Genomic DNA, 14,135 nt, shown 5'->3' on the forward strand with positions numbered 1-14,135 from the left:
GCCAGCGCGCGGTTTCATACGTGCCGCACGACTCAATCCCAATCCGACTTGTTGAGCTGATAGCCCTTGCCGCGCACGGTCAGAATGCGCTGGGGCGGCGTGGTGTCGTCGCCCAGCTTGCGGCGCAGCTTGTAAATGCCACCGTCGACCGAGCGGTCGACCCCGTCGAATTCGACGCCGCGCAGTTGCCGCACCAGATCGTCCCGCGTGACGACCTGCCCGGCAGAGCGCGCCAACGCCCACAGCAGATCGAACTCTGCCGAAGTCAGGTCGGGGGTGGTGCCGTTGGGCAGCGTCACCGTGCGGTTGCCACGGTCGATCCTGAACTTGCCGAAGGTGATCGATTCCGGCTGCACTGCCGATGACGGCCGTTGCACGTTACGGCGCAGTTGCGCCTTGATGCGTGCGAGCAGCACGCGTGGCTGCACTGGCTTGTGCACGTAATCGTCGGCACCCAGTTCCAGCCCGAGCACTTCGTCGAACTCCTCGTCGCGCGCGGTCACCATGATGACGATACCGTCGTAATGCTCGCGCGCTTCGCGGCACACCTGAAACCCGTCTTTACCGGGCAGGTTCACGTCGAGGATGACCAGATCGGGGCGGCGTTTGATGATCGCCTGCACCGCGCGGCCCCCGTCGAGCACGGTATCGACCTGATAACCATGCTTTTGCAGATACCCGGCGACCAGGGCTGAGAGGCGCGCGTCGTCTTCGACGAGAAGGATCCTGGTGGGCATTTTCGAGATGGCAACGAACGGGGGGAGAGAGGGCAGCTTCGGCCAGCAGTTTAGTGGCTTCTCGCGCGTTGCGACGGCGTGTCGACAAAACGCGACAATTCTCCATCAAACGCGACGGCGCAAATGCGCGCATCGCGCTAGCGATCCGGTAAATTTCCGCCTTGCATAAGTTGCACTATGCAACTATATTGTTGCGAAGCGCAACTAATGCAGCCAATCTGCCCCCCGTGCCATGGATATCACCGACCTGAACGCTGGATCGCGAGACGCCACGATTCTCGAACTGCGGGAGTTTTCGCGCAAGCTGGTGCGCGAGCTTGGTTTCATGCGCACGACGCTGGCCGACAGCGATCTGGCCCCCTCGGCGGTCCATGCGGTCATTGAGATCGGCGCAAATCCGGGCGTGAGCGCGAAGGATCTGGGCGGACTGCTGCGGCTCGACAAGTCGAACACCAGCCGCCAGCTTGCCAAGCTGGAAGCCTGCGGTCTCGTCACCCGTGTGGCGTCGAAGGACGACGCCCGGACGTTCGCGTTGCAACTGACGCCAGCCGGGCAGGCGCTGCGCAAGCGAATCGACCAGTTTGCGACCGATCAGGTCTCCAACGCGCTGCGGCGTCTGGTGCCAGCCGATCAACAGGCGTTGATTCGTTCGCTGGCGCTGTATGCCGATGCGCTGGCGGTCGACAACGTGGCGAAGTCTACGGGCATGCATGCCGAGGGGCCGTCGGTGAAGCAGGGCTACGTGCCCGGCTGCATCGGCGACATCGCGAGCCTGCACGCCCGGTTTTACGCGGAACACTGGGGCTTTGGCGCGTTCTTTGAGAAGCGGGTCGCCACGGAACTGGCGGAATTTGCCGGGGCGTTGCCTGTCGAGGGCAAGGCAATATGGCTTTGCGTCGAGCAAGGCCGCACGCTGGCGTCGCTCGCCATCGACGGCGATTTCACCACCGGCGTGGCGCATTTGCGATGGTTCATCGTCGACGATTCGCTGCGGGGTACGGGGATCGGACGGCAACTGATGTCGCAGGCCATGCCGTTCGTCGACGAGCGCTTTCGCGAGACTTATCTGTGGACGTTCAAGGGGCTGGACGCTGCGCGCCACCTCTACGAATCGTTCGGCTTCGAACTGGCCTCCGAATCGACGGGCGCGCAGTGGGGCACCGAGGTTACCGAGCAGCGTTTCACGCGCTCGCGCAGTAAGTAAGATCCGTCGCGCCCCAAGTGCTTATGGCGTCAAGTGCTCGGCAAACGTCTTCAGATACTTCATGCCCGTATCGCACATGATGGTGACGACGGTCGCGCCGGGGCCGAGCCGCTCCGCAAGGCGTAGTGCTGCCGTCACATTCGCACCCGTGGACGTGCCACAAAACAGCCCCTCCTCGGCGGCCAGTCGAAACGCCATCGCTTTCGCTTCGTCGGTCGTGACGCGCTCGATGTCGTTGGCGATATCGTCGCGCCAGAGCGGCACCACATAGCCCGCACCAATACCGTCGATCTTGTGCGCACCAGACGGGCCACCCGACAACACCGCCGACTCTGCCGGTTCTACCGCCACCATGCGAATGTTCGCGTCGCGCTGACGTAGCGCTTGGGCGATACCGCGCAACGACGCGGCGGTGCCCACACTCTGCACGAAGCCATCGATACGGCCACCGGTCTGCGTCCAGATTTCGTCGGCCATCAGCGTGTACGCGTGCAACTGATCGGTGTTCTCCATCTGCGCCGTGAGATAGGCGCCCGTTTCGTCTGCGATGCGATGGGCTTCACGAATCATGTCCTTCGTCAGCCGTGCCGTCTGCTTGCCGTTGTCGCTCGGAATCAGCGTGAGCCTGGCACCGAGCAACCGCATGTGGTCGAGTTTTTCCTTGGAAAACGCGTCGGACGTCACGATATGCAGCGGGTGTTTCTTCACCGCACAGATGAGCGCGAGCGAGACGCCCGTGCTGCCGCCGGTGTACTCCACGACGGCACCGCCGGGCGGCAGGCGTCCATCGGACTCGGGGGCTTCGATCATCGCCAGCGCCATGCGGTCTTTCATGCTGCCGGTCGGGTTCTGCGTTTCGAGTTTCAGCAGGATGCGTGCGCCGTTGGCGGGCACAACATGCCGAAGCGGCAACAACGGGGTGTTGCCGATGGTGTCGAGGATGGATGTCGGGGAAGCATTCATAAAGGGCGCTCGCTAGTCTCGTGTCGTGTCTTTCATGGGCGGCCAGCAAGGGCTGCGTCACAACAAAGTCTAGACCCGGACGGCAGCGCAAACTATAGTCGGGAATGACATTATTCGAGTCATTTACGACATGAAGCTCGCCATTCTTGCCCTTGACGGCGTATTCGACACGGGGCTGACGGTATTGATGGATACGTTCTCCACCGCGAACGAACTCGCGGCCATGCAGGGTTTTCCGACGCCACCGTTCGACGTCCATGTCGTGGGCGTGCGCAGAAGCATTCGCACGGCACTGGGGTTCTCGTTGTCAGTGGCGTCGGCGAACGCCCTGCATCACGCGGACTGGGTCGTCGTGCCGGCGCTCAACACCAAGCAACCCGACCCGCTGGCCGAAGCGTTGGTGCGCGCCGATGTGCGTGATGCTATCGGACATATCCGGCGCTGGCACGATGTGGGGAGTAGCGGCATCGCCGCCGCGTGTATCGGCACGTTCCTGCTCGCGGAGACCGGTCTGCTGAATCAACGCACGGCGACGACAACGTGGTCGTTGGCACCGTTTTTCCGGCAGCGCTATCCGGCGGTCGATCTCGACGATTCGAGAATGCTGGTGGCGTCCGACCGGATCGTGACGGCGGGCGCGATGATGGGGCACCTCGATCTGGCACTCTGGCTGGTGCGACAGGCGAGCCCCGAGTTGGCGGCGCTGGTGGCGCGTCTGATGCTGATTGACACGCGCTCGTCGCAGGCCAGATACGTGATTCCCGATTTTTTGGCCAATGCCGACCCGCTAATTGCGAAGTTCGAGCGCTGGGCGCGCGAGCATCTCTCAGCGGGTTTTTCGCTTCAGGACGCGGCCCGTGCGCTGGCCGTCGGACCGCGGACGTTGCAGCGCCGTACCGAGGCGGTACTCGGTAAGTCGCCGCTGGCGTTCTTTCAGGATTTGCGTATCGAACGCGCTCAGCATCTCGTCTCCACCGGCTGCGATCTCGAGACGATCGCGACTGAAGTGGGCTATGCCGACTCGGCGACGTTGCGCACGTTGCTGCGTCGCAAGCTGGGACGTGGTGTGCGCGAACTTCGCGCGGAAATGCGTTGATGTAATGAAAGCGTTATGGCGAGAGCTCAGCCGCTCAGTCCGTCCATCGGCACTTCCAGACCGACCTTCACGTTGCTCATGGACACGAGCGTCTTGAAGCGTTTCACGTTGTTGGTCTCGAAGAAGAGCGCACGCGTGAGTTCGGTGTACTGCGCCATGTCCTGCACGACCATGATGACCACGAAGTCGCACTCGCCGGCCACGTAGTAGCACTGCTGCACCTGCGGGCACGCGAGAAAGCTGCGCCGCATGGCATCGAGCAGGTCGAGCCGCTCGTTCTCGACTTCGATCTCGGTGATGATCGTGAGCGGATAGCCCACGCGCGCCGGGTCGATCAACGACACGGTCTTTCGCGTCACGCCCTCGTCGGCGAGCTTCTTCAATCGGCGATTGACGGCGGCGGACGACAGATTCACTTGTGCGCCGAGGGCATGCTGCGGCGTCGTCGCGTCTTGCTGAATCGCGGCGAGCAGGGCGATGTCGTAGCTGTCGAGGGGCATGGTGCGCAATAAAAATTCGATTGGATACGCAAAAACGCGCGAATCGTACGCGTGGTCCGGAATATTATTCAGGGCATCCGATGATACTCCGCCAGCGGTAACTCGCCACCTGCACAGGGCGCGTTATCGCGGTGCTCACGTCACACGCAGGACCACACCACCACCGTCTCATGTCCGACAACGAACGCACTTCCTTCACCGATTCCGCGACCTCCCTGATTTCCCCACTCCGTCTTAACGGGCCGGTGTTGCTGCAACAACTGCGCGCACTGGGTGAGATCGGTGCCGATCCCGTCAACGGCGGCCGCACCCGTGTGGCGCTCACCGACGCCGAGAAGGCGGGCCGCGATCAGGTCGTCGCGTGGATGCGCGAGCTCGATCTCGACATTCAGGTCGACCGCATCGGCAACATCTTCGGCACGTTGCCGTCCGAAGCGACAGATGCCGAGGGCAAGGCGCTGCGCCCGCTCATGATGGGCTCGCATATCGACACGGTCGTCAATGCCGGTGCGCTCGACGGCTGCTACGGTGTGCTCGGCGGACTGGCCGTCGTCCGGGCGTTCCGCGAGGCGGGCATTGTGCCGTCGCGTCCCATCACGGTGGTGGCGTTCACCAATGAGGAAGGCGCGCGTTTCCACCCCGACATGATGGGTTCGCTCGTTCACGCGGGCGGGTTCTCGCTCGACGAAGCGCTGGACGCGATTGGCACCGATGGCGCGAGGCTGGGCGACGAGTTGGCGCGCATCGGCTACGCCGGTGACATGGCACCGGGCACGCTGGTGCCGCATGAATATCTCGAACTTCACATCGAGCAGGGCCCGATTCTGGAAGCGGAAGGTCTGGCCATCGGCGTGGTGGAAAACCTGCAAGGCATCTCGTGGCAGCAGATCACCATTGACGGTAATGCCAATCACGCGGGTACGACGCCCACGCATCTGCGGCACGACGCCGGGTACGTGGCAGCAGCCGTGGTGACGGAATTGCGCCGCATCGCACGCGACTCGGGCACGACGCTTGCCACGGTCGGCACGATGCAATTGTCGCCGGGCGTGATCAATGTGATCTCGCGCAAGGCCGTGTTCACGGTGGATATGCGAGACCCTGACGAGCAGCGTCTGGCCGCAGGCGAGGCGCGGCTGGCCGAGTTCCTGACGCAGATCGCTCAGGAGGAAGGTGTGCGTGTCACGACGGAGCGTTTCGCGCGCTTCTCGCCTGTCGTGTTCGACGCGGCACTCGCGGATGTCATCGCCGCCTGCACCGAGAAGCGGGGCCTGTCGTACAGGCGGATGACCTCGGGCGCGGGTCACGACGCGCAGATGATTTCGCGCATCGCCCCCGCCGCGATGATCTTCGTGCCCAGCCGCGGCGGCATCAGCCACAACCCGCGCGAGCATACCGACGACGCACAACTGGTCAGCGGGGCCGAGGTGCTGCTCGACGTGGTCGCGCAACGGCTGGGTGTCTTGTCGCTCGGTTGAGCGAGCGTCGCACCAAGGCTTTGCATCGCTGCCCCCACTATTGAAATTCCGGAGTCCCCCCATGCTTTACGTGAATCCTCGGGCGTCGCGCTCGTCGTATCCCGCCGAACTTCAGACCATCATGAGCATCGCCCGTGCGAGCCAAAGCCGCGAATGGCTCATGCAATGGGACGGTCTGCACGCGGGCAGCACACCGTTGCGCGAATTGCCCGATCTTGCGTCGTCGCTGGGCGTGCAAAGCGTGCGGGTGAAGGATGAAGCGTTGCGCTCGGCGCTTGGGAGCTTTAAAGCGCTGGGTGCGCCGATTGCCCTCGTGCGATTGATTCTGCGGACCTTCGAGAGCAAGGGCTTCACGGCGGCGACCTTGTTTGCCGGTGCGCATCGCGAGGCGCTTGCGGGCTTCACGGCGATCAGCGCGACCGATGGGAATCACGGCCGGGCCTTGGCGGCTGCGGCCAAGCGTGTCGGTTGCCGTTGCGTGATCGTGCTGCATGCGCACGTGAGCGATGAGCGCGAGCAAGCAATTGCTGCCTATGGTGCGCAGATCGTGCGCATCGCGGGCAACTACGATGCGTCGGTGACCGAGGCGGCGGCGCTCGCACAGCGCAATGGCTGGCACGTGGTTTCGGACACGTCTTACGACGGCTACGACGAGATCCCACGTGATGTGATGCAAGGCTATGGCACCATCGCTGCTGAGGTTGTCGAGACGCTGGGGCGTGAAAATTCGCAGCATGCGGATGAAGTGCCGCCAGTCACGCATGTCTTTCTTCAAGGCGGTGTGGGTGGTCTGGCAGCAGGGGTTGCCAGCTACTTATGGGAGCAGTGGGGCGCAAATCGTCCGACGTTTGTGGTGGTTGAACCGGAGCAGGCCGATTGTCTGTATCAAAGCGCGATGGCGGGGCGAGCGGCGCAGGCGACGGGCACCGTCGATTCGGTGATGGCGGGGTTAGCCTGTGGTGAGACGTCGCCGCTGGCGTGGCGTTTTCTGCAACCGTGCGTCGATGCGTTCATGACGGTGACCGATGCGCAGGCCGTTGATGCGATGCAGCGTCTTGCGCAGGGCAGCGCAAACGATGTGCCGTTTGTTGCCGGTGAGTCGGGCGTGGCAGGGCTGGCCGGGTTGATGGCGGCGGCAGCGTCACCGGCGTGGGCGTCGGCGATCGGGCTGAATGATGCTTCGCGAGTGTTGCTGATCAACACTGAGGGTGCTACGGCACCGTCGGTCTATGCAGAACTGGTGGGCGAGACGGCGGACGAGGTGTTGACGCGTCAGCGCGCGTGGTTGTCGCGCTAAATCGCCGCTTTCACCGCTAACCGCGACCGCATCAGCACCCGCACTTTGACATTGTGAGAGACCGAAGATGACGCAGGACACCTATTTCGCGAAGGCACTGACCGACTGGCGGCATGCGTTCCATCGTCTCCCTGAGACGGGTTTCGAAGAACTCAGAACGTCGCAAACGGTGGCCACGATTCTGGAAAGCTTCGGGCTGGACGTGCAGCGCGGCATCGGCGGCACGGGTGTCGTGGCGAGTCTCACGGTAGGCGATGGGCCGGGGGCCATCGGCATTCGCGCGGATATGGACGCGTTGCTCATCACTGAGCAGGCGCCCGGGCGTGATCACGCGTCGCAGGTGGCGGGCAAGATGCACGCTTGCGGACACGACGGCCATATGTCGATGGTGCTGGGTGCCGCGAAGTTGCTATGTGAATCGCGTGACTTCAACGGCACGGTGCGCTTTATTTTTCAGCCGGCCGAGGAACATGGCCGTGGCGCGAAGGCCATGATTGCCGACGGGCTGCTGACGCGCTTTCCCATCGATGCGATTTACGGGGTTCACAACATGCCGGGTATCCCGGCGGGGCAGATCGCCACGCGCGTGGGCGGCATCATGGCGAGTGAAGACAACTTCGTCATCCGGATTCGCGGCAAGGGCACTCACGCAGCGCGGCCGCACATGGGGATCGATCCGCTGGTGATCGGCGCTGAGATCGTGGTGGCGCTGCAAACGGTGGTGTCGCGTAGCGTGGACCCGGGCGAGTCGGCGGTGGTGTCGTGTACGGAATTCACTACCGACGGCATTCGCAATGCGATTCCGACGAACGTCGTGATCAAGGGCGACACACGCAGCTACACGCCCGACGTGCAGCGTTTGTTGGAGACTCGCATGCGTGACATCTGCATGGGGATCTGTGCGATGCACGGTGCGCAGTGCGAGTTCGAGTACACGCACGAGTTTGCGCCGACGATGAACTGGGACGCGAACACTGGCGTTGCGGTGCGCGCCGCGCGCGCGGTGGCGGGCGACGCGATGGTCGAGGCGAACATCGCGCCCGTGATGGCGGCGGAAGACTTCGGGGTGTTCCTGCAACATCTGCCGGGCAACTTCGCGTTCATTGGCAACGGCACACGCGATGAACCCGGCGCGATACCGCTACACAACGCCTGCTACGACTTCAACGACGCGATTCTGCCGCTAGGGGCGAAATATTTCGCGCAGATTGTGCGGGAGAGTTTGCCGCGTTGATCACGGCGTCCGGTAGTTCTCGCACCGCTTCGAGCGTCTTGCGGATGTGGGCGGCGAGGTATTCGGACGCCTTGGCAGCATCGCGTGCGAGACACGCATCGAAGATCGCCTGATGTTCTTCATGCACGTCGCGCGGCACGGGCTGGTGCGTGATGGACAGGCGGCGGTAGCGCTCGGACTGCCGGTACAGAATCGAGAGAAAGTGATGCAGCCAGCGTGACGGACACGCGGCGATCAGCACTTCATGGAACGCGCGATTGCGTTCTTCCCATTGCGCGAAGGCCTCTGCGCCGGTACTTCCGCCCACTGCACCACTTGCCAATCGTTCTTCTGCCAGCGTGAGCAGGTGAAACGCACTTGTCAGATTGGCTTCCCACGTGTCGTCGCCCAGCGTGATGGACTGGCGCAATGCCTCCGTCTCCAACTGCACGCGAGTCTCGGTGATGTCGATGAAGTCGGCTAGCGAGATCGGCGTCACTCGAAACCCCCGATGCCCTTGTTGCACCACGAGCGCATCGGCGACCAGCAGCGCCAGCGCTTCGCGCAGGGTGCCCGCGCCCACCGCATACCGATCCTTCAGATGCTCGACCCGCAGCTTCTCGCCCGGCATCAGCACACCGTCGACGATGTCGCTGCGCAGGCGCAGGTAAGCGCTTTGCGCGAGTGTGGCGTCGGCGGTTTGGGTGGGCGAGGTGGCGGACGTGGCGTTACTAAGCATGGGGCTGTCGGTGATCGCGGGTTTGATCGAGTTTCGCGATTATAGGCAGTTTGATGAAAATTGTCGCAAAACGACAGAATAATCGAGATAAATAAAAATTCTCGAGAAAATATTGACGAGGGTCCGAGGTGCGATTTATCGTGTGGCCATGTCGCATCGGCACGTCCGATGGCGGTCATTCCCAGATAAATCGAGAGCGAGACATGAAAGACTTTCAGAACTTCATCAACGGCGAGTGGGTGTCGAGCGCCCGCACGTTCGAGAACCGCAACCCGGTGGACAACAGCCTGATCGGCCGGGTGCATGAGGCCGGCCGTACGGAGGTAGACGCCGCCGTGCGTGCGGCGCGCGCCGCGCTGCAAGGCCCGTGGGGAAAGATGACGGTGGCCCAGCGGGTGGAACTGCTGCACGGCGTGGCGGACGGAATCAACCGCCGTTTCGACGACTTTCTGGCCGCTGAAATTGCGGATACGGGCAAGCCGCACGGTCTGGCGAGCCATCTGGACATTCCGCGCGGCGCCGCGAACTTCAAGGTGTTCGCGGACATGATCAAGAACGTGCCGACGGAGTCGTTCGCGATGGTGACGCCGGATGGCGGCAACGCGCTGAACTATGGCGTGCGCACACCGCGCGGCGTGATCGCGGTGGTGTGTCCGTGGAATCTGCCGCTGCTGTTGATGACGTGGAAGGTTGGCCCGGCGCTGGCCTTCGGCAACACGGTAGTGGTGAAGCCGTCGGAGGAAACGCCCGCGACGGCCACGCTGCTGGGCGAAGTGATGAACGAAGTCGGGGTGCCGGCGGGGGTCTACAACGTGGTGCACGGCTTTGGTCCGGAGTCGGCAGGGGCATTCCTGACGGAGCATCCGGGAGTGAATGGCATCACCTTCACGGGCGAAACTCGTACGGGCGAAGCGATTATGAAGGCCGCGGCGAATGGCGTGCGTCCGGTGTCGTTCGAACTGGGCGGCAAGAATCCGGGCATTGTGTTTGCCGACGCGGACTTCGATAAGGCGGTGGCGGGTATCACGCGCTCAAGCTTCGACAACAGCGGACAGGTCTGTCTGGGGACGGAACGCGTCTACGTGCAGCGGCCGATTTTCGATCGCTTCGTGGCCGCGCTGAAGGAACGTGCGGAATCGCTGAAGATCGGTGATCCGTACGCGGAAGGGACTAATTTCGGCCCGCTCGTCTCGCAGGTGCATCGCGAGAAGGTGTTGTCCTACTATGCGAAAGCCCGCGAGGAAGGCGCGACGGTGGTGACCGGTGGCGGCGTGCCCGATATGCCCGCTGCAATGAAAGACGGCGCTTGGGTGCAGCCCACGATCTGGACCGGACTGCCCGAAACTGCCTCAGTGATCCGCGAAGAAATCTTCGGACCGTGCTGCCATATCGCACCGTTCGATACGGAAGACGAAGTCGTCGCGATGGCGAACGCGACACCTTACGGCCTTGCTGCCACGGTCTGGACGACGGACGTCAGCCGGGCGCATCGCATGGGCGCTGCGCTGGAAGTGGGCGTGTGCTGGATCAATGCATGGTTCCTGCGTGACCTCCGCACCGCCTTCGGTGGCGCGAAACAATCCGGCATCGGACGCGAAGGCGGCGTGCACTCGCTTGAGTTCTACACCGAACTTCGGAATGTCTGTGTGAAGCTTTGATTTACCGTAGTTTGTGAATGGCTCACACCGCGTCGGTCTGTTCCGGCGCGGACCTGCTATCCACTCCTGTGGTCGGCCGCCGGCACGCCACCCGTTTTCGTCGCTCCACGTAATTCGCTTTGGAAAACGGGTAGCGCACCGACGGCTCGTCATCCACCACCTTTTCGTCGCAACCCATCCCTACGTCTCGCCACCCAGGCATCGCTTCCCGCCCCGCAGGCTCGCGCTCCCGGTCGGTCGTCGCCACATCCGACCATTTGCGTCACTTCGCATCAGCAAATGCTCGGATGCGCCGCCGACTCGTTTCCACTCCCACGATTCGTTGCAACCCTTGGTGCACTTGCCTTATTCCTACTTCTCCCCCACGGCTTGCATCGCCCGCTGCAAACGCTTTACCCCTTCTTCGATGGCATCCACACCCGGTGCCGCGAACGACAAACGCAACGACGCCGCATCGGCATCTTCTGCGTAGAACGCCGTGCCCGGGACGAACAACACTTTCTCTGCGATGGCATGGGGCAACAACTCGCTCGTCTTTACCGCCGCCAGTCGCGCCCACACGAACATCCCACCCTCCGGTGCATGGAACTGGATCTCGTCACCCAACAACGTCCCCAGCGCCTCGCACATCGCATCACACTTGCGCTTGTACGCCAGCTTGATGCTCGGCAAATGCCGCTCTAGTGCACCGTCGGCCAAATACTCCGCCGCTACCGCCTGCGTCCACGGCACGCTGCACAGATCCACCGTCTGCTTCGCCACCACACATCGCCGCGCAATCTCCGGCGGCGCTATCGTCCAACCCACCCGCAACCCCGGTGCCACGATTTTCGACAAGCTCGAAAAGTGCACCAGCCATTCGCGTGAACCCGGCACCTCGTCCGTCAGTTCCAACAACGTGGGGAGTGCCTCGCCCGCAAACCGCAAATCACCATACGGATCGTCCTCGACCACGATGAAGCGATATTCCGCCGCCAGCTTCAACAACGCCACACGCCGTTCGCGCGAAAGCGTCGCGCCCGTGGGGTTGGCAAACGTGGGCACGGTGTACAGCAGCTTCGGCGTGGCAATCTTTCCGTCACGCAGTAGCGCTTCGAGATAGTCGACGTCCAGACCCTGTGCATCGACCGGCACGGTCACGACCTGCGCCTGCTGAAGCCGCAACGCCTGCAATGTCGCCGGATACGCCGGCTGCTCGGTCACCACCACATCACCCGGCGCTACCAGTACGCGCAGCAGCAAATCCAGCCCTTGCTGCGAACCGGTTGTGACCAACAACTCGTCGCTCGCGCAACGCGCACCACGCGTCGCCATCAACGCGATGATCTGGGTCTTGAGTTCGGCCAAACCGTCGGTCGGTCCATATTGCAGGCAACGCGTCGGCTGCGCGAAGGCACGCGCCTGCGCTGCCGCCAACCCTTCGACGTCGAACAGATCGCTGGCCGGATAGCCGCCCGCGAAGGAAATCATGCCCGGCTCGGACAAGTACTTGAACAGCTCGCGAATGGGCGAGCCCGCCGGATTGGCAAACGGAGAAGTGAAGGCGTACATGTGGGCCTCGCTATCGAAAGCGTGGGGAGCGTGGCGCGTGCAGAACGCGTGACGCGAGAATGGGATTCGGGAGGTGGCAAACGCTACCCGCCAACAGCGGCGGGCAGGCGCTTACAAGATTCGCGGTGCACCCGGCAGATGGCTCGTGCGAGTCCATGGTGCCGGGCGAGCCTTAATGCGATATCACTCGATCGAGAAGTCGATGCCTTGCGCGAGCGGCAGGGCGGAAGAGTAGTTGACGGTGTTGGTGGCACGGCGCATGTAACCCTTCCATGCATCGGAACCCGACTCGCGACCGCCGCCGGTTTCTTTCTCGCCACCGAACGCGCCGCCAATTTCTGCGCCGCTCGGGCCAATGTTGACGTTGGCAATGCCGCAATCGCTACCCGCCGACGACGTGAAGCGCTCAGCCTCGCGCAAGTCGGTCGTGAACACGCACGACGACAAACCATGCGACGACGCATTGTTGCCATCGATGGCTTCGTTGAAATCGCTGTACTTGAGCACGTACAGAATCGGCGCGAAGGTTTCGGTCAGCACGACGTCGGTCTGCGACGACATCTCGACGATGGCCGGTTTCACGTAGAAGCCCTTGTCGGCACCCGCCACGGCATGACGCTCGCCGCCAGTCACCTTGCCACCCTGCGCACGTGCCATGTCGAGCGCGCCCTGCATGCGCTGGAAAGCACCTTCGTCAATCAGCGGGCCCATCAGCGTGCCACGCTCGAGCGGGTTGCCAATCGACACCTTGCCGTACAGGCTCTTCAGGCGATCGACGGTCTTGTCGTACACGCTCTCATGCACGAACAGACGGCGCAGCGTGGTGCAACGCTGACCTGCCGTACCCACGGCGGAGAAGACGATGCCGCGCAAGGCCAATTCCATATCGGCGCTGCCGGTCACGATGCCAGCGTTGTTGCCGCCCAGTTCGAGAATCGAACGGCCGAAGCGGCGTGCGACTTCTACGCCGACCTTGCGGCCCATCTCAGTGCTGCCGGTCGCGCTCACGATGGCGGAACGCGGATCGGCCACGAGCGCTTCACCCACGTCGCGACCGCCGATGATCAGTGCGGTCAAGCCTTCCGGGGCGTCGCCGAACTCGGCAATGACTTCTTCCATCAACTTGTTGACGGCCAGCGCGGTCAACGGGGTCTTCTCCGACGGCTTCCACACGACGGCATTGCCGCACACGAGGGCCAGCGCAGCATTCCACGACCACACGGCCACAGGGAAGTTGAAGGCGGAAATGACGGTGCACACGCCCAGCGGATGCCACGTTTCAGCCATGCGGTGGCCCGGACGCTCGGAAGCGATGGTCAGACCGTACAACTGACGCGACAGGCCGACGGCGAAGTCGCAGATGTCGATCATTTCCTGCACTTCGCCCAGACCCTCTTGCAGGATCTTGCCCGCTTCGAGCGTGACCAGCGCGCCAAGCGCCTGCTTGCGCTCGCGCAGCTTTTCGCCGAGCAGACGGACCAGTTCGCCGCGGCGCGGGGCCGGTACGTTGCGCCAGGCGGTGAATGCGGTATGGGCGCGGGCGAGCGCGGCTTGCGCGTCACTCACGCTGGCGCTGGCCACGCGACCGATGAGGGCGCCGTCGATCGGCGAATGCACGGCGATGTCGCCGGTCTCGGCCAGCTTGGCAATACCCAGTTCGTTGAGGATGGAGGTGGCGTTCACGTTGAGATCCCTATGT

12 protein-coding genes are annotated in these 14,135 nt (G+C 63.2%); 6 read left to right on the forward strand and 6 right to left on the reverse strand.

Going from position 1 to position 14,135, the window contains the following annotated elements; translation table 11 throughout:
• Positions 1 to 32 precede the first annotated feature (32 nt).
• On the reverse strand, positions 33 to 737 hold the full coding sequence (locus AT302_RS03360; protein WP_058377211.1) for a response regulator transcription factor: 705 nt from the start codon (positions 735 to 737) through the stop codon (positions 33 to 35).
• A gap of 232 nt (positions 738 to 969) precedes the next feature.
• On the opposite strand from AT302_RS03360, the gene AT302_RS03365 reads away from it, so the two are divergent.
• Positions 970 to 1,941 carry a bifunctional helix-turn-helix transcriptional regulator/GNAT family N-acetyltransferase gene (locus AT302_RS03365; RefSeq protein ID WP_058377212.1) on the forward strand — a complete coding sequence of 324 codons (972 nt, stop codon included), beginning with the start codon at positions 970 to 972 and terminating at the stop codon, positions 1,939 to 1,941.
• A gap of 21 nt (positions 1,942 to 1,962) precedes the next feature.
• Here AT302_RS03365 and AT302_RS03370 read toward each other — a convergent pair whose 3' ends face one another.
• The gene (locus tag AT302_RS03370; RefSeq protein ID WP_058377213.1) at positions 1,963 to 2,904 is read right to left on the reverse strand and encodes a PLP-dependent cysteine synthase family protein; all 942 of its coding nucleotides are present in this window, start codon (positions 2,902 to 2,904) and stop codon (positions 1,963 to 1,965) included.
• Positions 2,905 to 3,034: 130 nt separating this feature from the next.
• Here AT302_RS03370 and AT302_RS03375 point away from each other — a divergent pair, with 130 nt between their 5' ends.
• On the forward strand, positions 3,035 to 4,000 hold the full coding sequence (locus tag AT302_RS03375) for a GlxA family transcriptional regulator (RefSeq protein WP_058377214.1): 966 nt from the start codon (positions 3,035 to 3,037) through the stop codon (positions 3,998 to 4,000).
• Positions 4,001 to 4,026: 26 nt separating this feature from the next.
• On the opposite strand, the gene AT302_RS03380 is transcribed toward AT302_RS03375, so the two are convergent.
• On the reverse strand, positions 4,027 to 4,500 hold the full coding sequence (locus AT302_RS03380; RefSeq protein WP_058380068.1) for an Lrp/AsnC family transcriptional regulator: 474 nt from the start codon (positions 4,498 to 4,500) through the stop codon (positions 4,027 to 4,029).
• A 170-nt stretch (positions 4,501 to 4,670) separates the two neighbouring features.
• On the opposite strand from AT302_RS03380, the gene AT302_RS03385 reads away from it, so the two are divergent.
• From AT302_RS03385 to AT302_RS03395, 3 genes are all read left to right on the forward strand, one after another.
• On the forward strand, positions 4,671 to 5,978 hold the full coding sequence (locus tag AT302_RS03385; RefSeq protein WP_174554599.1) for a Zn-dependent hydrolase: 1,308 nt from the start codon (positions 4,671 to 4,673) through the stop codon (positions 5,976 to 5,978).
• 61 nt (positions 5,979 to 6,039) lie between these two features.
• Complete coding sequence (locus AT302_RS03390; protein WP_058377215.1) at positions 6,040 to 7,275, forward strand: diaminopropionate ammonia-lyase; 1,236 nt, start codon at positions 6,040 to 6,042, stop codon at positions 7,273 to 7,275.
• Between the two features lie 67 nt (positions 7,276 to 7,342).
• Positions 7,343 to 8,509: a M20 aminoacylase family protein gene (locus AT302_RS03395; protein WP_058377216.1), complete on the forward strand. Its 1,167-nt coding sequence runs from the start codon at positions 7,343 to 7,345 to the stop codon at positions 8,507 to 8,509.
• Here the strand turns inward: AT302_RS03395 and AT302_RS03400 are convergent.
• Complete coding sequence (locus tag AT302_RS03400) at positions 8,439 to 9,227, reverse strand: GntR family transcriptional regulator (RefSeq protein ID WP_058377217.1); 789 nt, start codon at positions 9,225 to 9,227, stop codon at positions 8,439 to 8,441. The genes AT302_RS03395 and AT302_RS03400 overlap by 71 nt on opposite strands.
• A 203-nt stretch (positions 9,228 to 9,430) precedes the next feature.
• On the opposite strand from AT302_RS03400, the gene AT302_RS03405 reads away from it, so the two are divergent.
• Positions 9,431 to 10,885 carry a 2-hydroxymuconic semialdehyde dehydrogenase gene (locus AT302_RS03405; protein ID WP_058377218.1) on the forward strand — a complete coding sequence of 485 codons (1,455 nt, stop codon included), beginning with the start codon at positions 9,431 to 9,433 and terminating at the stop codon, positions 10,883 to 10,885.
• A 351-nt stretch (positions 10,886 to 11,236) separates the two neighbouring features.
• On the opposite strand, the gene AT302_RS03410 is transcribed toward AT302_RS03405, so the two are convergent.
• Both AT302_RS03410 and amaB read right to left on the reverse strand, forming a co-directional pair.
• A complete protein-coding gene (locus AT302_RS03410) occupies positions 11,237 to 12,436 on the reverse strand; it encodes an aminotransferase-like domain-containing protein (protein WP_058377219.1) in 1,200 nt (399 codons plus the stop codon).
• Positions 12,437 to 12,619: 183 nt separating this feature from the next.
• Positions 12,620 to 14,119, reverse strand: coding sequence for an L-piperidine-6-carboxylate dehydrogenase (gene amaB, locus AT302_RS03415; RefSeq protein ID WP_058377220.1), 1,500 nt, complete (start codon positions 14,117 to 14,119; stop codon positions 12,620 to 12,622).
• Positions 14,120 to 14,135 lie beyond the last annotated feature (16 nt).

This window comes from Pandoraea norimbergensis (assembly GCF_001465545.3).
In the GTDB taxonomy this organism is placed as follows: Bacteria; Pseudomonadota; Gammaproteobacteria; order Burkholderiales; family Burkholderiaceae; genus Pandoraea; species Pandoraea norimbergensis.